The organism is Klebsiella sp. WP3-W18-ESBL-02 (assembly GCF_014168815.1).
GTDB lineage: Bacteria > Pseudomonadota > Gammaproteobacteria > Enterobacterales > Enterobacteriaceae > Kluyvera > Kluyvera ascorbata_B.
Map to the genome: position 1 here is coordinate 4,415,602 of NZ_AP021972.1, position 21,053 is coordinate 4,436,654.

The following is a 21,053-nucleotide window of genomic DNA, read 5'->3' on the forward strand; positions in this document are numbered from 1 at the left end:
CCTTTTATGTTCTCCTTGTTATTGTGGATTTCGCGGTAATTCCGTATCAGTGCAACAAATTCTTGTGAATGCCAACGCAGAAATAGGTTTTAAATTCGTTTTTAATCATTATCAGGAGGATGCAGCATGAGCCGTTCGCAGAATTTACGTCGTAGCGTGGTGAATCAGATTATCGATGGTATCGCCCGCGGTCATATTCCTTCTCCGCTGCCGGTGCAGTCGGCGCTGGGCGAGATGTTTAACATCAGCCGCACCACCGTCAGGCACATTCTCACCCACCTGCAGCAGCGCGGCGTGCTGGAGAAAATTGGCAAAGATTACATCGTGCTACGCAAACCTGATGCGCTGGACGGCTTTGAGTGCACCCAGGCGCCGCTCGAAGAACAGACGCAGATTTTTGAACAGGCATTTTTTTCAATGATTAACCAGCGGCAGCTGAAGGCCGGGGAAGTGATGAGCGAAATTGCCCTGGCAAAAATGGCCGGCGTCAGTCCGGTGGCGGCCAGAGAATATTTGCTGAAATTTGGCCGCTATAATCTTATCGTCAGCGAAAAGCGCGGTCTTTGGCGCATGAAAGAATTTGACCGCTCCTACGCCGAGCAGCTTTTTGAATTACGCGAAATGCTGGAATTACACGCCCTTCAGCGCTTTCTTAATTTACCCGACGGCGACCCTCGCTGGCTACAGGCGAAAACATTACTGGAGCACCATCGGCAATTAAGAGATCGTATTGGTGACAACGTAAAAACATTCTCCCAGCTTGACCGGGATTTTCATGCCTTATTGCTTTCGGCCGCCGAAAATATATTTTTTAATCAGTCACTGGAAATTATCTCGGTTATTTTCCACTTCCACTATCAGTGGGATGAAAGCGATCTTAAACAGCGCAATATTATCGCCATTGATGAGCACATGATGATCCTGACAGCGCTGATCTGTCGTAACGAGATCGACGCCACCCTGGCGCTGCGCAACCATTTAATGACGGCGAAGCAGTCGATGATCCGTTCGATCGATCAAACTGCCCGCCGCCGCTCCCACTAACGCAGCGGCTTCACCTGCCGCTGCTGTGCATCCTGATCGCCCATAAAGTGGCCAATCGCCAGCAGCATCTCCAGCGCCTCGTGGCGGCGCAGATAGCGGCGTGGGCGGAAGCGGCCTTCCTCATCGCAGCGCATAAAACCAAAGGCCACCGCGCGCTGAGCATTGGTAAGGTAGATATCGCGCAGAATGCGCCCGTCGGTAAAGGTCGATTGCAGCATCGTGGAGGCGTTACGGTACGACACGCCGCAGCTCATCATGGCGACCGTCGCCGCCTCTTCGCGACGCATCGGGCGGTCGGGCAGGAATTTCCCCTGCACCAGCGCCATCATGCCGCGCTGAATCAGGGCGGCAATGCCCGGATACCAGACGGAATCCGGCGCAATATCCTGGATGACGACCCCATTCGACGGCTGATACTGCAATCCCCACAGGCGAATGATCATCTGCGCTAGCTCAAAGCGGGTAATACATTCCGCGCCGCCTTTCTCTTCGATCACCCCGCGCGCGCACAAAATACCGGCATTAACCGAATGGCTGCTCGCCAGATCGATGCTGCCCTCCGGCTGAATCAGCCACGGCTTACTCAGCAGGCTCATCTCTCCGTGGTTTACCCGACAGCGTACAAAACGCCCGGCCATCGTCGGCGTGAGCGCCAGAATATCGCCCTCGCCCAGCGGCGTCATTGGCCCTTCCGCCGTTTTTCCCAGCCACCACGAATAGCGCAGGACCGCATCGTCATTGCCCGGCAGCTGCGCAATCGCCCGTAGATAGTCGCCCACCTGCGGTAGCCCGCGAATAAACAGCTGCACCGGGCGCGGATAGGCCAGCCCGTTAATGGTGACATTTTCCACCTTCACGCCGCTGCCCCAGTGGGCGGCGTGCAGCGGATGCTCAACGTCGGTGATGCGAATATCCTTCAGCACCAGCCCTTCAATTGGCGACTGTGCCAGCCCTTCGATAAACAGGCCGTATTCGCCGCCGCTCGCTTCCAGATCTTCAACCACGATATTGCGAAAACGCGGCAGATGGCTGCCGTAAACGCCCTCGGCATAGTTCATGGTGGCGTGGACCACCGCATCGCGCACCCGCTTCACCCGCGAGTGGCGCAGCCAGACGTTTTCAATCACCCCGCCGCGCAGGGCGTTAGCTTTGAGGCGCAGCGGGTAAGTCAGCGCCGGGCTATCAAATTCATTCCCCACGGCGAACACGTTGCGGATACCGCCGCTCATCTCGCTGCCTAACGCAATGCCGCCGTGGCCATCGGCAAAACGGTTATGGCGGATGATGATGTTTTCACAGGGAATATTGGCCTCACGCCCGTCGCGATCGCGCCCGGACTTAATGGCGATGCAGTCATCACCGGAGTCAAACAGGTTATCTTCAATTAATACATCGCAGCAGCTTTCCGGGTCGACGCCGTCGTTATTGTGGCCGTGGGAGCGCAGCGTCATGCGCCGGACGGTAACGTTGCGGCACAGGACCGGGTTCACCTGCCACATCGGCGAATTGCGCAGCGTAACGCCTTCCAGCAGGACGTTCTCACAGCGCAGGGTCTGAATAAACATCGGCCGCAGGTAGTGGCCGTCGCCAAAACGGCGCTCGGCGACCGGCACGCCGTTGAGGTTCATTTCGCGCAGACGCAGGCTGGCCGGGCGCTGCAGGTTGCGGGCGGAGGTCGACCAGGCGTGCTCAATCTGATGCGTCCAGTGCCACCAGACGCTGTCGCTGGCCTGACCGTCCAGCACGCCCCGCCCGGTCAACGCAATATTCTGCGCATCGCAGGCGTAAATCAGCGCCCGGTAGTTCCACAGCGGCGAGCACTCCCAGTGGCCGAAAGCCAGCGGGTAGTGCGCTTCGGTGGTCTCGGTCGTGAACAGCAGCACGCTCTGTGGGCTATCCAGATGCAGGTTTATATTGCTGAGCAGCGCCAGTGAGCCGGTAAGATAGCGACCGGCTGGCACCACCACTCTGCCGCCGCCCTGGCGGTGGAGATGAGCGATTGCCCGCTGAATTGCCTGGGTGTCCAGCGTGACGCCGTCGCCGACGGCGCCAAAATCGCGCACGTTCACCTCGGCTGAAGGAATACGCGGATCGTGGATCCGCGCCAGAATTTTTTGCTCTTCCTCGACGCTCAGCACCGCGCTGGGGTTTGTCGTCATGACCTTGTCCTTAAGTTATCCGTTTAGATGGGCAAGCGCTTCCCCTAGCGCCAGCATGGCCAGCGACTGCCCGTAGGCGCGCTGACGAACGCGGATATCCAGATAGTGCTGGAGGTCGCGTCCTACCGATGTGCCAGCCGACACGTCAGCCACTTCCCCTTGATCGTTAATCCGTGCAATCAGCGCCTGGATGCCCGCCCACCCCGCATCACGGCAGCGGCTGTCCAGCAGCCCCAGCCGCGCGCCTTTCAGCAGCGCGTAGGTCAGCCCGGCGGTACCCGACGCTTCCTGATAGCTTTCAGGGTGATCGATTAACGTCGACCACATCCCGTTGTTATGCTGGTAGTGCACCGCCGCCTGCATCTGGCGGACAAATGCTTCGCGGATAAAGCGCGTATTGGCGTTATCGGCATTCGCCATCTCGAGAAAATCGACGCTGCCCACCGCCGCCCAGCCGTTACCCCGCCCCCACAGCGCCGCGCCGTAGTTGTTGCGTTCGATAAAGCTCCAGCCGTGCATCCACAGTCCGCTACGGCGGTCGACGAGATATTTGATGTGCAGTAAGAATTGATACGCCACATCGTCCATGTAGTGCGGTTTATCGAGCAGCTGTGACGCGCGGGCGTGGAACAGGCCGCTCATAAACAGCGTATCGACCCACAGCTGCTCTTCGTTGAGATGATCGCTGGTGCAGTGGGTGTAGCCGTTTTCCTGGGTGCGCAGCAGACGCGTGTCGATCCAGTCGGCGTAGTCGGCGATATCCGTCAGCCAGCCGGTTTCGCCGAGTTCCGCCGCCATGCAGGTGGCGGTCAGCATCGGCGCCATGCGGTTGATGTTTTTCTCCGGCAGCCCTTCAGCCATCCGACGGGAGAACCAGCCGTTCAGGTAATCGAGGTAACGCGGCTCGCGGGTAATCTGATACAGACGCCAGATACCGTAAATGCCCACCCCCTGCGACCAGTCCCAGTTTTCAATCGACAGGTCAGAAGCGATAACCTTCTGTTTTTTTAACTCAGCGTCGTTGGTGCGCACCACAATCACTTCATTAAACAGCGTGTCCAGCTTGCTTAAAATCGACTCTTTTAATAATTGCGACATAACCACCTCAATTACATGATCTTTTTCAGGACGCGCTGCGCGCGCTGGGGAAATTCATCGGCCAGTTGTTCAAGGGTGAGCTGCCCGTAGTCATAGCGCTGAACCGCATCGAGGAAGTAGGACAACAGCTGTGGGTTTTCAAACCACGGCGACGGCTCAATTTTGCCCATCAGCTGGTCTACCTGCGCCAGCCCCTGCACCTGGATCTGGCTGTTATCCAGCACGCCGTCCTGTTGCAGGACTTTTACCGCCTCGGCGCTCAGCGGCACGCCGCGCTGGAGGCCCATGGCTTTAATCCCCTGTGGGTCGTTGAGCAGGAAGTTAATCAGCTTCGCCGCCAGTTCCGGGTGTTTGCTGTTTTTACCGATGGAGAACATCATCGCCGGTTTAAAGAAGATGCCCGCATCGGTTGCCCCTGGCAGCATCGGATACGGCCCCACTTCCAGATGCGCAGGCGCGCGCAGGCTACCGGCAAAGGTACCGTCGGTGCTCCAGGTGTGGACGCCGCCGATTTTGCCGTCCAGCCATGGTTTAATTTCCCAGGCGTTGGCTTTGCCGAAGGCCGAGAGATATTTCATGGAAGGAATAACATGGTTATCCACCAGCTTTTTGTACATGCCGAAATAGTCCAGCCACTGTTCGCGGCTGTAGGTAAAGGCTTTTTTCTGCGGGTCGATCATCGGGATGTTGTATTTCTGCACCATGTAAGAGTTCAGAAACGTCATGATGGTGGTGTCATGATTAGCGAGGATAAACGGGTAGTAGTCGTCTCCCAGCGTATTTTTAAACGCCGGACCGGCGGCAATCATCTGCTCCCAGGTCTGCGGGTAGGCAACGCCTGCTTTTTTCCACAGTTCCGGGTTGTAGTACATCGAACGCCCGGTCATCGCCACCGGCACACCGTTCAGCTTGCCGTTCATCGTCACCAGTTGCTTGCCCTGGCTGGAAAACTGGCTGAGGTCGATATTCGCCGACTGGCGGTTAATATCGTAAAACCCGTCGCCGTTCTTCGAGAACATCACCAGCCAGTTCCAGTTAATCTGCATCACGTCCGGTTCGGTATTGCCCGCCAGTTGGGTGCTCAGGCGGGATAAATAGCCGTCCCAGCCGCTGGGCTCGGTATTGATTTTAACGTCCGGGTTTTGCGCTTCGAAGGCTTTAATCGCCTCAGTGGTGGCCTGATGGCGCTGGTTGCCACCCCACCACGACATGCGTAATTCCGTGGCGGATTGCCCCACCGCTGGCCACAACATGCCCGCTCCCAGAACCAAACAAAGTGCTTTTAGCCGCATATTTTTCATTGTGTTCATCCTTTTTATGGATACAGGTCGGCAGGCTGCATGGCTCACCGGCCGGGTTGAGCCAATAGTCGGGAAAACGCGGCGGCAGGGAGAGGGTCATCACGCTGAGTTGTGATCAATTAGTGACAATAGTGTTTTTTATTGGTTTTTAATCATACGTAGTTGTGCGCAGAGAAACGGCAACAGGAAAAAAACTTGCGATCTCAATCACATATTTTGCCGTCGAACAAAGGTTGTCCAACCGCTTACCGCGAAAAGCAACCGCTTAGCCCTCACTTTCAACCGCTCACGCATTTACCCAACTTTACGCGCGCGTATCTCTGACAAACTCATCATCAGAATCAATACCTCCTCAATCCCCAAACGCAAAAAACAACGGCAGCTTCGGCTGATTATTAATCTTAAAAAAACCAGGTTTTACTATGGATACGAAAAAGCTATTCAAGCACATACCCTGGGTGATTCTCGGAATCATCGGTGCGTTTTGCCTCTCGGTCGTCGCCTTACGCCGCGGTGAGCACGTCAGTGCCCTGTGGATCGTCGTGGCGTCGGTTTCTGTTTATCTGGTGGCCTATCGCTACTACAGCCTGTACATCGCCCAGAAGGTGATGAAGCTCGACCCCACGCGCGCAACGCCGGCGGTCATTAACAACGATGGCCTGAACTACGTGCCGACCAACCGCTACGTGCTGTTCGGCCACCACTTCGCCGCTATCGCCGGTGCAGGCCCGCTGGTTGGGCCAGTACTGGCCGCACAGATGGGCTACCTGCCGGGTACCCTCTGGCTGCTGGCGGGCGTGGTGCTCGCGGGCGCGGTGCAGGACTTTATGGTGCTGTTTATCTCGACGCGCCGTAACGGTTCGTCGCTGGGCGAAATGGTCAAAGAGGAAATGGGCCGCGTGCCGGGCTCCATTGCCCTGTTCGGCTGCTTCCTGATTATGATCATCATCCTCGCGGTGCTGGCGCTGATCGTGGTGAAAGCCCTGGCAGAAAGCCCGTGGGGCGTGTTCACCGTCTGCTCCACCGTGCCGATTGCGCTGTTTATGGGTATCTACATGCGCTTTATCCGCCCGGGCCGCGTCGGCGAAGTGTCGGTGATCGGTATCGTGCTGCTGGTGGCTTCCATCTACTTCGGCGGCGTGATTGCCCACGACCCATACTGGGGCCCGGCGCTGACCTTTAAAGACACCACTATCACCTTCGCGCTGATTGGCTATGCCTTTATCTCTGCCCTGCTGCCGGTATGGCTGATTCTGGCACCGCGCGACTACCTCGCGACCTTCCTGAAAATCGGCGTTATCGTTGGCCTGGCACTTGGCATCGTGATCCTCAACCCGGATCTGAAAATGCCAGCCGTAACCCAGTACATCGACGGTACCGGCCCACTGTGGAAAGGCGCGCTGTTCCCGTTCCTGTTTATCACTATCGCCTGTGGCGCCGTTTCCGGCTTCCACGCGCTGATCTCCTCCGGCACCACGCCGAAGCTGCTGGCCAACGAAACCGACGCGCGTTTCATCGGCTATGGCGCGATGCTGATGGAGTCCTTCGTCGCCATTATGGCGCTGGTGGCAGCCTCTATCATCGAGCCGGGTCTTTACTTCGCGATGAACACGCCGCCAGCAGGTCTGGGCATCACCATGCCGAACCTGCATGAAATGGGCGGCGAGAACGCGGCGCTGATTGCGCAGCAGCTGAAAGATGTCACCGCCCATGCGGCAGCGACCGTCAGCTCCTGGGGCTTCGTGATTTCGCCTGAGCAGATCCTGCAAACCGCGAAAGATATCGGCGAACCGTCGGTACTGAACCGCGCGGGCGGCGCGCCAACGCTGGCGGTCGGTATCGCCCACGTGTTCCACAAAGTGCTGCCGATGGCCGATATGGGCTTCTGGTACCACTTCGGGATTCTGTTCGAAGCGCTGTTCATCCTTACCGCACTGGATGCCGGTACCCGTGCAGGCCGCTTTATGCTGCAGGATTTGCTCGGTAACTTCGTGCCGTTCCTGAAGAAAACCGACTCGCTGGTCGCTGGCGTTGTCGCGACTGCGGGCTGCGTAGGCCTGTGGGGCTACCTGCTGTATCAAGGCGTGGTTGACCCACTGGGCGGCGTGAAGAGCCTGTGGCCGCTGTTCGGTATCTCTAACCAGATGCTGGCCGCCGTGGCGCTGGTGCTGGGTACGGTTATCCTGATTAAGATGAAGCGCACCCAATACATCTGGGTAACCACCATTCCGGCGGTCTGGCTGCTTATCTGCACCACCTGGGCGCTGGGCCTGAAACTGTTCAGCACCAACCCGCAGATGGAAGGCTTCTTCTACATGGCGAATCAGTACAAAGAGAAGATTGCTAACGGCGGCGAACTGACCGCCCAGCAGATCGCCAACATGAACCATATCGTGATTAACAACTACACCAACGCAGGCCTGAGTATTCTGTTCCTGGTGGTGGTGTACAGCATCATCTTCTACGGTTTCAAAACCTGGATGCAGGTGCGCAATAGCGATAAACGTACCGACAAAGAAACACCGTATGTGCCGGTACCGGAAGGCGGCGTGAAGACCTCTTCACACCACTAACCTCTTTGCCGGATGGCGCTGCGCTTATCCGGCCTACAAAAAGTGCAGTCTGTAGGCCGGATAAGGCGCTAGCCGCCATCCGGCTTTATTCATATCTGGATGAGACAATGTTTGGTAACTTAGGTCAGGCAAAAAAATACCTCGGTCAGGCGGCAAAAATGCTGATTGGCATTCCGGATTACGACAACTACGTCGAACATATGCAGACCAACCATCCGGATAAACCGTACATGACCTACGAAGCGTTCTTCCGCGAGCGCCAGCAGGCGCGCTACGGCGGCGATGGAAAAGGCGGCATGCGCTGCTGTTAAAGGAGACATCATGGCACCGATTGCAGTTACCCTACTTACCGGTTTCCTCGGCGCAGGCAAAACCACCCTGCTGCGCCACATCCTCAACGAACAGCACGGCTTTAAAATTGCCGTGATTGAAAACGAATTCGGCGAAGTCTCCGTCGACGATCAGCTGATTGGCGACCGCGCCACGCAGATTAAAACCCTGACCAACGGCTGCATCTGCTGCACCCGCTCTAACGAGCTGGAAGACGCGCTGTTAGACCTGCTCGATAACCTCGACCAGGGCAACATCAGCTTTGACCGCCTGGTGATTGAATGCACCGGCATGGCCGACCCCGGCCCTATCATTCAGACCTTTTTCTCCCACGAGGTGCTGTGTGAACGCTATCTGCTGGATGGCGTAATTGCGCTGGTCGACGCGGTGCACGCCGACGAGCAGATGAACCAGTTCACCATCGCCCAGTCGCAGGTTGGCTACGCCGACCGTATTCTGCTGACCAAAACCGACGTCGCCGGTGAGGCCGAAAAGCTGCACGAGCGTCTGGCCCGCATCAACGCCCGCGCGCCGATTTACACCGTCACCCACGGCGATATCGACCTGAGTCTGCTGTTCAACACCAACGGCTTTATGCTGGAAGAGAACGTGACCTCGAAGCCGCGCTTCCACTTTATGGCCGACCAGCAAAACGACGTGTCGTCGATTGTGGTGGAGCTGGATTACCCGGTCGATATCAGCGACGTCTCCCGGGTGATGGAAAACCTGCTGCTGGACTTCGCCGACAAGCTGCTGCGCTACAAAGGGATGCTGTGGATTGACGGCGAACCGAACCGCCTGCTCTTCCAGGGCGTACAGCGCCTGTACAGCGCCGACTGGGACAGGCCGTGGGGCGATGAAGCGCCGCACAGCACGCTGGTGTTTATTGGCATTCAACTACCAGAAGCAGAAATTCGCGCGGCATTCGCCAGCCTGAAAAAATAACCCGTAGCCCGGCCAAGCGAAGCGCCGCCGGGATTAGCACCGAGCCGCTCCCGGCGGCGCTTCGCTTGGCCGGGCTACGCCAATTGCCTGAATCATGCCCCTTCCGCCCCGAAAGGGGGTAATTAAATGCGTAGAAATGTAAATATCCATTTTTATTCATGACAATCGGAACGTTTTTGGAAATTATTAGAAAGACAATTAATTCACGGCCAACCAATATCCCCCGCTCTGTTCAAGGTACGTTTAGGCAAAAACTAAACGGGCGCTAAACGTCAAAACGCTAATTATTGACGCAGGTAAAAACAAACAAACAAGCAACAACAAAACACCATACCCACTACAATTCCAGTATTAAAAATCGACATGAGTCACATTTGCAGAAGTAAAATCCACTTGTTAAGGTGTCCTCAGATTAATTTTATGACGAGGAATAAACCATGAAAAAGCTTAATATCCTGCTCCTTTCCGCTCTGACCGCCGTATCCGGTTCCGCACTGGCGATGGGCGGTAGCCTTGAGCAGGGTAAAAACTTTACCAACCTGAATCTGGAAATGGGTAAATCCTCATCCGGCCTGTACGCAGAAAGCAACTGGCTGAAAAACACCGACGACGGTACCCAGACCGGCGGCGTGGGCGCTGGCTATAACCTGGAAGTCGGTCCGGTGATGCTGAACGCAGGCGCAAAAGCTATCTACATCGGCCCGAAAAAAGGCGATAACGGCGTGGCGTTCCCTATCGGCGGCGGCGTTAGCGTAGCCCTGACCGACAGCATCCGCGTCTTTGGCGAAGGCTATGCCGCGCCGGAAGGCCTGAACAACAGCGTGAAAAACTACGTTGAAGCTAACGGCGGCGTAAGCTGGTCACCGATTTCACTGGTCACTCTGAAAGCGGGCTATCGCCACGTCAGCGTTGACGGCAAAGACGGTCGTCCAAACCACACGCTGATTGACGGCGCTTACATTGGCGGCGGCGTAAACTTCTAACGTTACCCACTTCCCAAAAAAACCTGCCCGATGGCAGGTTTTTTTATGGCTGCCGCTATTGGCGCACCACTACCAGCTTCTGGTTCACAAACTCTTTGATCCCCAGATCCGACAGCTCGCGCCCGTAGCCGGAGCGCTTCACGCCGCCAAACGGCAGTTCAGCCGCGGTATCGGTGAGCCAGTTGATGTACACCATCCCGGTCTCAATGCGCGAGGCCATTTTCTTCGCCCGTTCAATATCCTGGCTAAAGACCGCACCGCCCAGCCCGTAGTGGGAATCATTGGCCAGAGCTACCGCTTCATCATCGTTCTTCACCACGTAAATCTGCGCGACAGGGCCGAAGAACTCTTCGAAATACGCCGGGTTATCGCGGGAAATGTGGGTCAGGATGGTGGGCTCGAAGAAGCAGCCGTCACGCTGCACCGGCTTACCGCCGAGATGCAGCTTCGCGCCGTTTTTCACTGCTTCGTTGACCTGTTTGGTCAGCGTCTCCAGCGCGTCTTTTGACGACAGCGGGCCAAGCGTGGTGCTTTCATCCAGCGGGTCGCCAATTTTTGCCTGCTTAAACGCTTCGGTAAACTTGCTCAGGAAAGCATCGGCAATTTTCTCATGCAGCACAAAACGTTTTGCCGCGGTACAGACCTGCCCGGCGTTGTTAAGGCGGGCATTGACGCCGATTTTCACCGCTTTATCGAGGTTGGCATCGTCCAGCACCACGAAGACATCGTTACCGCCCAGCTCAAGGGTCGATTTCTTAATGTGCTTCGCCGCCTGTGCCGCCACCACGCTGCCCGCTTTTTCGGAGCCGGTCAGCGCTGCACCCTGCACGCGGTCGTCGGCAATAATGTTGGCCACCTGATCCTGCGAGATGTACAGGTTCGCCCACGCCCCTTCCGGTGCGCCCGCTTCACGCACCAGGTGCGCAAAGACCTCTGCGCAGTGCGGCACAATGCTGGCATGCTTCGCCAGCACCGGGTTACCTGCTGCCAGGTTCGGGGCCAGCACGCGCATCAGCTGGTAATAAGGGAAATTCCACGGCTCAACGGCCATTAACACACCGATAGGATGATGTTCGACCCAGGCCTCGCCGAGCTCGGATTTGTACTTCACCGGCGCGAGAAACTGCTTCGCGTTGTCAGCATAATAGCGGGCAATTTGCGCGCACAGTTTCACCTCGCCGCGACTTTGGGCGATCAGTTTGCCCATCTCCTGGCTGGCAATCTTCGCCAGCTCCTCAACGCGGGCATCTATCAAATCGGCTAATTTGTGGAGTACCGGCAGGCGCTGGTCGATATCCCCTTTTGCCCAGTCGGAATGGTAGAGCGCATCGGCCGCTTTCAGCGCCGCTTCAACGTCCGCGTCGGTATGAGAAGGGTATGCTTTGATAAGCTGGTTAGTGGCAGGATTAACTGTCTGGTAAGCCATCGTGAATCTCCTTGTTTTTACCGCTTAGGGTATTAAGGGTAGTCAATCTGGCTGGCTGCGGACGTAAAGTTGGGTATAAACGGAGGTTTCCGAATAGGCATCCCCCGCCGGACAAGACGGGGGACGACAGGAAAAAGTTACCGCTTCACCTGTAACACTTCCTGCGATTCCTTATGCGACTCCACCTCTTGCGGGGTTAACCACAGCGATTTACGCCCGAAGGTTTCATACATTTTTAGCTGATCGTCATAGTGCTTATCCGCCTTGCCGTCCGGGGCAATAAACCCGCTTTGACCCGGCGCGACCACGTCCCAGGCAAGCACCGGGCTTTTGCTGGCCGACGGCGAGAACACGATCATGTCATTTTCCGTGCCGCGGTTCTGGTATTCCGCCTGATGACGCGCTTCATCCGCTGCCGCCTGCGGCACGCCGAAGAAGTTATTGGCCCGGAAGGTCAGCGCCATCGCCGGCGTTTTCCAGCCGTTAAGGTCGTTGCCATAGCGCTTTGACAGCGTCTGCCAGGCATCCTCCAGCGCCGCCAGCACCACCTCGTGCTGCGGTTTTCCGCCAAACAGATCGACCGCCTGCGGAATCGGCGACTTCTCGCCCTGCAGCGCTTCGTAAAGGATCTTCGCCCCTACGCTGATGTTCAGCGAGCCGGTTGGCCCGTCCTGCGTCGTCTCATAGCCGCTGGCGCTGTACCAGTCACCGAACGGCTTCGGTACCGCCGTCACAACCGTGCGTTTCAGCATACTGGTCAGCCAGGCGTTGAGAATCGCCGAGCCCGGCTGCTGATAGGTTTTACCGCCTTCGTTGAGCAGGTTGCTGCCATCCCAGCCGCTTAGCTTATCCACCAGTTGGCGACGCGGGTCGCTTACCGGCAGGCTCGCCGTCGCGTCCTTGAGCGTCGGCAGGAAGAGCCGCAGGTTCAGATCCTGACGGCTGGTTTTGCGGATCACATCCCAGGCCTGATCGGCGGTAAAGTGCGGCTGCTTATCAAGAATGCGGTCGATCTCGGTCACGCGATCCGCGCCGCCCCACAGAAAGGCAAACAGATCGGATGCCGGATAATCTTTTTGCGGTGAGTTGTTCCAGTTGGCGATATAGCCCGACTGCGGGTTATACACTTTCGGGTTCAAATCAAAAGAGAGCAGCCCCTTCCAGTCCCACTTTCCGGTGCCGGGCACCGGCAGACGCGGGTCGTGACCCGGCTGGCGGTCAGGATACGCACCGGTATGCACGTAGCCGATATTGCCGTTCACGTCGGCGTAGTACCAGTTGATGGTCAGCGCCTGTTTTGCCGCCTGCTGCGTCCACTCCTGCCAGTTTTTGGCTTTCATCTGGTGAGTCCACGCCAGCAGCGATGCCACCTCTTTGCCTTCCCACGCGCGCGCCTTGGCGTAGGCCGTTTGTGTGGCTGGGTCGGTTTTCATCACATTTCCGTGCAGGGTGCGCCAAACGGTGAAGGTCTCCGGCTGGCCGTCTTTGACCTTAATGGTCTCTTCGCGGCTGAGCATTTTCACCCACTGGCCGTTATGCTGATAATAGCCTGGCTTATCTTTCGACAATTTTTCGGCAAAGATGTCGACATCATCGCCGAAACCAGCGGTAGAACCCCAGGAAATCGTGCCGTTGTGACCAAACACCAGACCAGGATAAGCAAACGGCGTATTGCCGGTGACGTCGTAGCCCGCGCCGTGCAGGCCAATGCCGTAGGTATAAGCAGGCGCGTACCAGCCGAACTGCGGGCCGTTAACCATAATGGCCTTTGCGTCCTGCGCTTTGTTTTTACCTATCACCCACATATTGCTGGTTGTCGGGTAGCCCGCCAGCCCATTGGCCCCGCTCTGCGCAAACTGCGCGGCGATGGTTTCCCGGTTTTGTCCCGCCGTCAGCGCCAGCAGTGCGCCGTCTGCGCCTTTTGCCGGCCGGTCGAGCATCGGTGCTGGCAGGTCGTAACGCGGGAGCAAGGCCGCCGTTTGCGTATTGTTAAGGTCGAACCTGAGCGGATAGTGGCTCTCCTTAGGGGAAATGGTCGTTGGCGCGGAAGGGTTCACCAGCCATTTTAACTGGTCAAAAACCGCCATCCCCTGCTGCTTACCGTATTTGTCTTTTAGCGCCGTCAGCAGCGCCAGGTTATCAATTTCGCTGGTACTGTCAGAGAATCGGTTCGCCATCGTACCGACAAAAACCATCGCTACATCAAAAGGCTGCCAGTGCTGTGGTGCAAAACCAAAGGTGGAAAACTGTTTTGGCAGCAGCGTGCCAGGGTTGGCGTTCACTTTATCAATCCAGGCGTTCATGCCGTCGGCATAGCCTTGCAGGATGGACTTATCCTCCGGTGCTAGCGCCGCGATTTGCGCCCGGATGGAATCCGGCCAGTAGTTCTGGCGAATCCCCTTATCAAAACTGACGAACGACTTGCCGAGGACTTCAGAGACCGTGCCCTGCGTGCTGCGCCGCGCCATCTCCATCTGGAACAGGCGATCCTGCGCCACCACGTAGCCATAGCCGTAAAACAGCCGATAGGTATCATCGGCGTAAATATGCGGCATGCCGTATTCATCGCGAACAATCTTGACCTCGGTCTGGGCACCAGCCGCCAGCGCGGAAAGGCTCCAGGAACACATCAGGGAAGCAGCAACACAGTTCACGATCATACGATTTGTATTTTTCATTGTATCCTCTTGCAGGTGTATGATTAGCGAGTTGATACTAGCTGTGAAGCAACACTTATCTATATGAGGCGAATGATTTCAGCGTGAACTGTGAGTCTGATACCAGTTATTTGATACATTAAATTCGTTAATGTGATCTAAAGCGAATCGTTTATTTTTCACACATCTCTGCCTACTTTCCCCTAATGTGATATAAAAATAAAAAACCGCCGGGGGAAGCGAATGACCACACCACGCGATATTCATCAGACCTTCACTCGGCTGCCGGGGCTTGAACGACGCAGCACCTGGCAGAGCACGCAGGCCTATAAGCGCCACAGCCACCCGCAGCTCTCGATAGGGGCGATTCTCGAAGGTGGAACGCGCTGCGTCTGTGACGGGCAGGAGTATCTTTTGTCACCCGGCGACCTTATCGTTATCCCCGCCAACGCGCCGCACAGCTGCAACCCGATACAAGGAAAGCCGCGCAGCTACCATATGCTCTATCTCGACACGCCGCTGCCATTAGCCCGGCAGGTCATTCGCAATGATGCGCTGTTCAGCCTGTATCTCACCGTCGTTGAGCAGATGTCCGCCGACGCGCTGACAACGCTGTTATCCGCTCTTTCCCTGCGAACTGGCGTTGATGAAAAACTGCGTTCCACCAGCCAACATCTGCAGCAGGCGCTACTGGCAAACCCCGTCTCTCCCCCCTCCCTTGATGCGTTCGCCGCACGTTTCTCGCTGCGTAAAGAGACCTTAATCCGGACGTTCAAGCAGGATACCGGCCTGACGCCCGGCAGTTTTCTTAACAACTCGCGCGTGGAGTACGCCAAAGTGCGGCTACGCGCCGGGGACGAGATTGCCGATGTGGCCTACCAGAGCGGCTTCGCCGACCAGAGCCATTTCCACAAAACCTTCGTCAGCTACACGGCCGCCACGCCGCGTCAGTACGCGCTGGGTAGATCAATATCAGACAATAATTAACGCCTCTTCAGGCCTACGCTGACCTCACGCTTTTTATTGAGGTCGCTATGGAACAGGTCACCACACTCTTCCCTCCCGCGTTTCCCGCACTGGCACTCGCGCACTTTATGGCGCTGCTCAGCCCGGGGCCGGACTTCTTTCTGTTGGTAGGCTACGCGCTACGCTTTCGACTGCGCGGCAGCGTGGGCGTTTGCCTTGGCATTGCGGCGGGAAACGGGTTCTACATTCTGCTGGTCGTCATTGGCTCCGGGCTACTGCGCCAGGCGCCGCTGCTTTTCACCGGTATCGAACTGATGGGCGCCGCGTACCTGCTTTGGGTGGGCCGCCAGCTGCTGAATAGCCGCGCCGGAACACGGGAGTGGCAACATACCGCATCGGCGCTGCCCTCGCTCACCCGACAGCTGCTGCTGGGGCTGGGCTCTTCACTGCTGAATCCGAAAAATGCGCTGTTCTATCTGGCGCTGATGACGGCGCTGCTCGGCCCGGATGTCACGCTGGTACAGCAGGCCGTGTGCGGGGTCTGGATGACCGGCGTCGTGCTGCTTTGGGATCTGCTGTTGATCGTATTGATCGCGCTGCCGCAGATTCAGCGACGGCTCGGTAATCTGGTCTGGAAAATTGAACGGGCGGCTGGCGGCATATTGATCGGCTTCGGCGGCTGGATCTTATGGCAATTTATGTTGAGCTAAAAGGCGGGCGGGCGACGTGTCAGGCACGTCGCCCGTATTTTTAACCCACTTCATCACGGCGCAGCCCAACGTCTTTCAACTGCTCATCGCTCATTCGCCGCAATACACGACGTGTTTGCTGCAAATGCCACCATTTTTTCATAAAGCGCCACAGTTGCACAAAGCCGATAAACGGCTGTTTTGCCCGGTTCTCGTGAAATTCCATACTTTGCCTCCTCACCTTGCCAGAGGCTTTATCTTCGCGGATTTCCGGTCCTGCAATACAGATTCAAAAAATACTTTTCTTTAACATACAGATTCGCTAAAACGATATCTGCGTGCGGTTTTTATCGCCTGACTGTACTGGTTTTCTCATCTGTATGGCGATCACTGGGGATACAGCAATGACGCGTTACCAACATCTGGCCAACCTGCTGGCCGAGCGAATTGAACAAGGGCTGTATCGCCACGGCGAAAAGCTGCCCTCCGTGCGCAGCCTGAGCCAGGAGCACGGCGTTAGCATCAGCACCGTACAGCAGGCTTATCAGACGCTGGAACAACGACAGCTGATCACCCCACAGCCGCGCTCCGGCTACTTCGTCGCGCCGCAAAAAGCCCAGCCGCCGGTGCCGCCAATGTCACGCCCGGTACAGCGCCCAGTGGAGATAACCCAGTGGGATCAGGTGCTGAACATGTTGGATGCCCGCAGCGACAAGTCGATCATTCCTTTCGGCGGCGGCTCACCGGACGTCACCCAACCCACCCTAAAACCGCTGTGGCGCGAGATGAGCCGCGTGGTGCAGCACAATCTCAGTGAGGTGCTGAACTACGATGAGCTGGCCGGCCGCCGCGAGCTGCGCGAACAGATCGCCCGCCTGATGCTCGACGGCGGATCGGTGGTCACCGCCAACGACCTGATCATCACCAGCGGCTGCCACAGCGCGCTGTCGCTGGCGCTGCTGTCGGTATGCCAGCCGGGCGATATTATCGCCGTGGAATCCCCAACCTATTACGGCACCATGCAGCTGCTGCGCGGCTTAGGACTGAAGGCCATTGAGATCCCCACCGATCCCAACACCGGGATCAGCATCGAAGCGCTGGAACTGGCGCTGGATCAGTGGCCGATAAAAGGGGTGATCCTCGTCCCCAACTGCAACAACCCGCAGGGTTTTATCATGCCCGACGCCCGCAAGCGCGCGGTGCTGAGCCTCGCCCAGCGCTACGACATCGTGATTTTTGAAGATGATATTTACGGCGAACTGGCCACCGACTACCCGCGCCCACGTACCATCCACTCATGGGATATCGACGGCCGGGTGATGCTGTGCAGCTCGTTTACCAAAACCATCGCCCCCGGCCTGCGCATTGGCTGGATAGCACCGGGCCGCTACTACGACAAGCTGCTGCAAATGAAATACGCCGCCAGCGGCACCAACGTGCCGTCGACCCAGCTTGCCGCCTCGAACTTTATCCGCGAGGGCCACTACCACCGCCACGTCCGACGGATGCGGCAGATCTACCAGCGCAATATGGAGATCTACACCTGCTGGCTGCGCGAGTTTTTCCCCTGCGGGATCTGTGTGACCCGCCCAACCGGCGGCTTTATGCTGTGGGTGGAACTGCCTGAGCAGGTAGATATGGTGTGCGTGGCGAAGCAGCTGTGCCGGATGAAGATCCAGGTGGCACCGGGATCGCTGTTTTCGGCATCGGGGAAGTACAGGAACTGCTTGCGGATAAACTGCGCGCTGCCACCGATCGACAAGCACCGCGAGGTGATGGTGCAGCTGGGGGAGGCGGTGAAGGTGGCGATGGAGTGAGAGTGGAGTGCCATATGGCCGCATAAATTTATGCGGCCAGCTCATTATTTCTTATTTTGCTCGCGCAGCATCGCTTCGCGCAAAATGGCGTTGAGCCGCGTCTGGTAACCCTTTCCAGGGCGTTTCAACCATTCCATCACGTCAGCATCAATGCGCACAGACGCCTGCGTTTTCAACGGACGGAAAAACTTACCGCGATTAGCCTCTGACCACTGCTCATCTTCTGTCGCAGGAATGTCGCTGTAATCAATTTCATCATCCGATTTATTCGCCAGCGCTTTCAGTTCAGCCTCATGCTGAGGACTCAGCGTGGATACGCTGCCGCGTTTATGCTTAACCCTGTTCATAACGACTCCTCTCTTTACGGTCTGCCTTTCTGGCGCTGATGATGCGAATCACTTCATGACCACTTTCGAACTGAACGCTGTGGGCAACCAGAATAACCACAATGCCATGAACAAGACCGATGGTCTGCCAGCGATACTCGCCGTTCTCATACCGATCCTGCCGCGACAGATGTTGGGGATCGTCAAATACCAGCACCGCATCCTCAAAGCGGACACCGTGTTTCCTCAGGTTACTTTGTGCCTTGTTTGCATCCCACTCAAACTCCATTGGCATGTGCTTTCCCTAATTGTATATACAAAAATGTATCTACAATTATCTTTTGATTATAGTGAAATTGTTGGAAATAGCTTCACATTTTACGCATCTGGGGAAAGGAAAAGTGACCTAAGGAGCAGGCCGGATAAGGCGAAGTCGCCATCCGGCATGGACTCAGAACGGAGAGACAAACCGAGTCGGTTGCAGATAAAAAACGCGACACAGATAGTCAGAGATCCTGGCGGCTCAATCCGTAGTTTGTTCTTCCCGGCGCTTAAGCTCTTTTAATCGTTTAATTTCACCCAATGACGGGAACAGTTTCGACATCATGACACCGGTCCATAACAACACCACAACGGAGAGGTAAAGTATGGCATGTTTCCATAATGGTAACTGCCCTGGGTTAAAAACAGATAAAGAGATGAAAATTATTGCGAGAATAAAGAATTGAAGTGTATATATCACCCCTATTCCCCATTCAAACCATACTCCCCTTCCTATCTGTATTAATGGAATAAAATTGTCTCCTACACCGATATTCGATCTGAATTTTTTAAAGAAGACAATGGTGACTAATTCATGATATTTATTAGCCAAAGATATGCAATAATTCTGTCTGATGACATCATCAAAACCACAAAGTTTTTTATTTTTTATCCGGTTAAGCTCTTGCAGTGCGCAGGCTTTCGTTTCAGCAGGAAGATACTCATCCTGCATAATGTTAATCAGCACTCTCTCTTTTCGATTCCTGAACAGTCCAATCAAATGGCCAACATAGCCTATTTTTAACAATGAGAAATAAATAAAAACGACAGCGGCTATTAGCAGAAAAGCAACCCACACCTCAATAATTTTATTTTCGATACAATACTGTAGAAATTTAATAATGGAGTCCAGTATTTCCGGCATTTCATATTTCCATTAGTAGATTAAATTGTTTTCATTAAGCATTCGATTTGAGGTGAAATCAATATATGTATAGATTTACAGGTGTTTTTTATCGCAAGGCACCCGTGGTGGAACACGAGCGCCTCGCTAATCACAATCACTATTCCAGGAGAATAGCAGTCATGACTGATACCCATTCTATTGCAGATCCGTGCGATCCAGAAGTCTCCCCAACAAATAACGGCACCTGACCGTGAGTTATGCGAGCCGTTATCCGGATTATACCCGCATTCCCGCTCTCACCATGAAGGGTCAGTGGCTGGAAGCCGCCGGTTTTGCCACCGGCACACAAGTCGATGTGAAGGTGATGAACGGCTGTATTGTGCTGACGGCAAAACAGCCGGAGCCGGAACTGATGCAGTCGCTGCAGCGGGTCTGCAAGCTGTCGGCGCGTAAACAGCGTCAGGTGCAGGAGTTTATTGGGGTGATTTCAGGCAAACCGCAAAGACGGGAAGCGTAAATACCGCAGGTGAAAATCGCCGGGTGGCGTTGCGCTTACCCGGCCTACCGTTCGAGCGCTATGAAGCCGCGCTCACCGCCCCTTCCCCATTCGCCGCATCCTGCGGTTTTGACACCGTGCGGCTTTTGCTGCCATCCACCCCAACCGCAATCTCCCCTTCCACCGTCACCCGGCGCACCACGCGTGGCTGGGTGCCGTAGTCGTTGACCGCGTAGTGTTGGGTGCTGCGGTTATCCCAAATCACCACGTCGCCCTGCTGCCACTGCCAGCGCACGGTGTTGTCGAGGCGGGTGATGCGGTTTTGCAGCAGCTCGAATAATTGTGCGGATTCCCGCGAGCTGAAGCCCACCAGCCGTTTGACAAAGTGCCCGAGCAGCAGCGCGCGTTCGCCGCTGACCGGATGGACGTGTACCACCGGGTGTTCGGCTTCCCATACCGAAGAGACAAACACCTTCTGGTGATGCGCCAGGCGGTGGCTTTCAACGACAACGCGTTCAGCGCCGTAGTCATAGTCGTTGCTGTGCACCGCGCGCAGGGTGTCGACGAAGCGTTTGAGCGTCTCCGGCAGCTGTTCGTAGGCGCGGACGGTGTTGGCCCACACGGTGTCGCCGCCGTATTCCGGGATGGTGACGCCGCGCAGGATAGAAATTTTCGGGAAGGCGTCAACGAAGGTGACGTCGGTGTGCCAGGAGTCGGCGCGGCCGCCGCCTTTCGAGGCGTCGAGTTCGAACAGTTTAGTGCCTTCCGGCGCAGGGACGGTGGGATGGGCGACAATCTTGCCGAAGCGCGCGCCGAAGGCCTGATGCTCGGCATCGGTCAGGTGACTTTGCTGGCGGAAGAACAGCACTTTGTATTTCACCAGCGCCGCGTCTAACTGGGCAAAAGTGTCCGTATCCAGATCGGCGGAAAGACGGATATCGCGGATTTCCGCGCCGATATTGCCCGCCACGCGGCGAAGGTTTAATAAAGGAAAATCAGTATCAGCAGTGTTCACAGCAGTCATGATGGCACCCCTTTAATATCGTCAGAAACCCGAATATAGAAATATTCCAAC

General features: G+C 56.2%; 18 protein-coding genes and 1 pseudogene. 9 read left to right on the plus strand and 10 right to left on the minus strand.

Annotated features, from left to right (window positions below):
* Nucleotides 1-126 precede the first annotated feature (126 nt).
* The gene (locus H7R56_RS21300) at nucleotides 127-1,044 is read left to right on the plus strand and encodes a GntR family transcriptional regulator (RefSeq protein WP_106930437.1); all 918 of its coding nucleotides are present in this window, start codon (nucleotides 127-129) and stop codon (nucleotides 1,042-1,044) included.
* Here the strand turns inward: H7R56_RS21300 and H7R56_RS21305 are convergent.
* From H7R56_RS21305 to H7R56_RS21315, 3 genes are read right to left on the minus strand one after another with little or no spacing between them, the layout of a single operon-like run.
* Nucleotides 1,041-3,203, minus strand: a complete 2,163-nt coding sequence (locus tag H7R56_RS21305; protein WP_106930439.1) for a glycosyl hydrolase family 28 protein — start codon at nucleotides 3,201-3,203, stop codon at nucleotides 1,041-1,043. The genes H7R56_RS21300 and H7R56_RS21305 overlap by 4 nt on opposite strands.
* 15 nt (nucleotides 3,204-3,218) lie before the next feature.
* Nucleotides 3,219-4,301 carry a glycoside hydrolase family 88/105 protein gene (locus H7R56_RS21310; RefSeq protein WP_106930441.1) on the minus strand — a complete coding sequence of 361 codons (1,083 nt, stop codon included), beginning with the start codon at nucleotides 4,299-4,301 and terminating at the stop codon, nucleotides 3,219-3,221.
* A gap of 11 nt (nucleotides 4,302-4,312) precedes the next feature.
* Nucleotides 4,313-5,602 carry an ABC transporter substrate-binding protein gene (locus H7R56_RS21315; RefSeq protein WP_106930443.1) on the minus strand — a complete coding sequence of 430 codons (1,290 nt, stop codon included), beginning with the start codon at nucleotides 5,600-5,602 and terminating at the stop codon, nucleotides 4,313-4,315.
* A gap of 422 nt (nucleotides 5,603-6,024) precedes the next feature.
* On the opposite strand from H7R56_RS21315, the gene btsT reads away from it, so the two are divergent.
* From btsT to H7R56_RS21335, 4 genes are all read left to right on the plus strand, one after another.
* Nucleotides 6,025-8,175: a pyruvate/proton symporter BtsT gene (gene btsT, locus H7R56_RS21320; RefSeq protein ID WP_106930445.1), complete on the plus strand. Its 2,151-nt coding sequence runs from the start codon at nucleotides 6,025-6,027 to the stop codon at nucleotides 8,173-8,175.
* A gap of 107 nt (nucleotides 8,176-8,282) precedes the next feature.
* On the plus strand, nucleotides 8,283-8,486 hold the full coding sequence (locus H7R56_RS21325) for a YbdD/YjiX family protein (protein WP_106930447.1): 204 nt from the start codon (nucleotides 8,283-8,285) through the stop codon (nucleotides 8,484-8,486).
* Between the two features lie 10 nt (nucleotides 8,487-8,496).
* Nucleotides 8,497-9,450 (plus strand): GTPase, encoded by a 954-nt coding sequence (gene yjiA, locus H7R56_RS21330; RefSeq protein ID WP_106930449.1) that lies wholly within the window; start codon nucleotides 8,497-8,499, stop codon nucleotides 9,448-9,450.
* A gap of 437 nt (nucleotides 9,451-9,887) precedes the next feature.
* On the plus strand, nucleotides 9,888-10,433 hold the full coding sequence (locus H7R56_RS21335; RefSeq protein ID WP_106930451.1) for a YfaZ family outer membrane protein: 546 nt from the start codon (nucleotides 9,888-9,890) through the stop codon (nucleotides 10,431-10,433).
* A 55-nt stretch (nucleotides 10,434-10,488) separates the two neighbouring features.
* On the opposite strand, the gene H7R56_RS21340 is transcribed toward H7R56_RS21335, so the two are convergent.
* Nucleotides 10,489-11,859, minus strand: a complete 1,371-nt coding sequence (locus H7R56_RS21340) for an NAD-dependent succinate-semialdehyde dehydrogenase (protein WP_106930453.1) — start codon at nucleotides 11,857-11,859, stop codon at nucleotides 10,489-10,491.
* A 137-nt stretch (nucleotides 11,860-11,996) separates the two neighbouring features.
* Nucleotides 11,997-14,537, minus strand: a complete 2,541-nt coding sequence (locus H7R56_RS21345) for a penicillin G acylase (RefSeq protein ID WP_106930455.1) — start codon at nucleotides 14,535-14,537, stop codon at nucleotides 11,997-11,999.
* Between the two features lie 222 nt (nucleotides 14,538-14,759).
* Here H7R56_RS21345 and H7R56_RS21350 point away from each other — a divergent pair, with 222 nt between their 5' ends.
* Nucleotides 14,760-15,503, plus strand: coding sequence for a helix-turn-helix transcriptional regulator (locus tag H7R56_RS21350; protein ID WP_106930457.1), 744 nt, complete (start codon nucleotides 14,760-14,762; stop codon nucleotides 15,501-15,503).
* A 47-nt stretch (nucleotides 15,504-15,550) separates the two neighbouring features.
* Entirely contained in the window at nucleotides 15,551-16,192 is a 642-nt protein-coding gene (locus tag H7R56_RS21355) for a LysE family translocator (RefSeq protein ID WP_106930459.1), read from the plus strand.
* Nucleotides 16,193-16,232: 40 nt separating this feature from the next.
* On the opposite strand, the gene H7R56_RS21360 is transcribed toward H7R56_RS21355, so the two are convergent.
* Nucleotides 16,233-16,397 (minus strand): DUF1127 domain-containing protein, encoded by a 165-nt coding sequence (locus tag H7R56_RS21360; RefSeq protein ID WP_072011371.1) that lies wholly within the window; start codon nucleotides 16,395-16,397, stop codon nucleotides 16,233-16,235.
* A 178-nt stretch (nucleotides 16,398-16,575) separates the two neighbouring features.
* Between H7R56_RS21360 and H7R56_RS21365 the strand changes: the two genes are divergently transcribed.
* On the plus strand, nucleotides 16,576-17,988 hold the full coding sequence (locus H7R56_RS21365) for an aminotransferase-like domain-containing protein (protein WP_035893387.1): 1,413 nt from the start codon (nucleotides 16,576-16,578) through the stop codon (nucleotides 17,986-17,988).
* A 44-nt stretch (nucleotides 17,989-18,032) separates the two neighbouring features.
* Here H7R56_RS21365 and H7R56_RS21370 read toward each other — a convergent pair whose 3' ends face one another.
* The 3 genes from H7R56_RS21370 to H7R56_RS21380 all read right to left on the minus strand — a co-directional run bounded on the left by H7R56_RS21370 (nucleotide 18,033) and on the right by H7R56_RS21380 (nucleotide 19,500).
* Nucleotides 18,033-18,335 (minus strand): BrnA antitoxin family protein, encoded by a 303-nt coding sequence (locus H7R56_RS21370; protein WP_106930461.1) that lies wholly within the window; start codon nucleotides 18,333-18,335, stop codon nucleotides 18,033-18,035.
* Entirely contained in the window at nucleotides 18,322-18,609 is a 288-nt protein-coding gene (locus H7R56_RS21375) for a BrnT family toxin (RefSeq protein WP_106930463.1), read from the minus strand. Before H7R56_RS21375 ends, H7R56_RS21370 begins: the two co-directional genes overlap by 14 nt.
* A 228-nt stretch (nucleotides 18,610-18,837) precedes the next feature.
* On the minus strand, nucleotides 18,838-19,500 hold the full coding sequence (locus tag H7R56_RS21380) for a hypothetical protein (RefSeq protein WP_106930465.1): 663 nt from the start codon (nucleotides 19,498-19,500) through the stop codon (nucleotides 18,838-18,840).
* Nucleotides 19,501-19,661: 161 nt separating this feature from the next.
* On the opposite strand from H7R56_RS21380, the pseudogene symE reads away from it, so the two are divergent.
* Nucleotides 19,662-19,999, plus strand: a pseudogene (gene symE, locus H7R56_RS21385) (endoribonuclease SymE).
* A 58-nt stretch (nucleotides 20,000-20,057) separates the two neighbouring features.
* Here the strand turns inward: symE and H7R56_RS21390 are convergent.
* Nucleotides 20,058-21,002, minus strand: a complete 945-nt coding sequence (locus H7R56_RS21390) for a TauD/TfdA dioxygenase family protein (protein ID WP_106930467.1) — start codon at nucleotides 21,000-21,002, stop codon at nucleotides 20,058-20,060.
* Nucleotides 21,003-21,053: the final 51 nt, after the last annotated feature.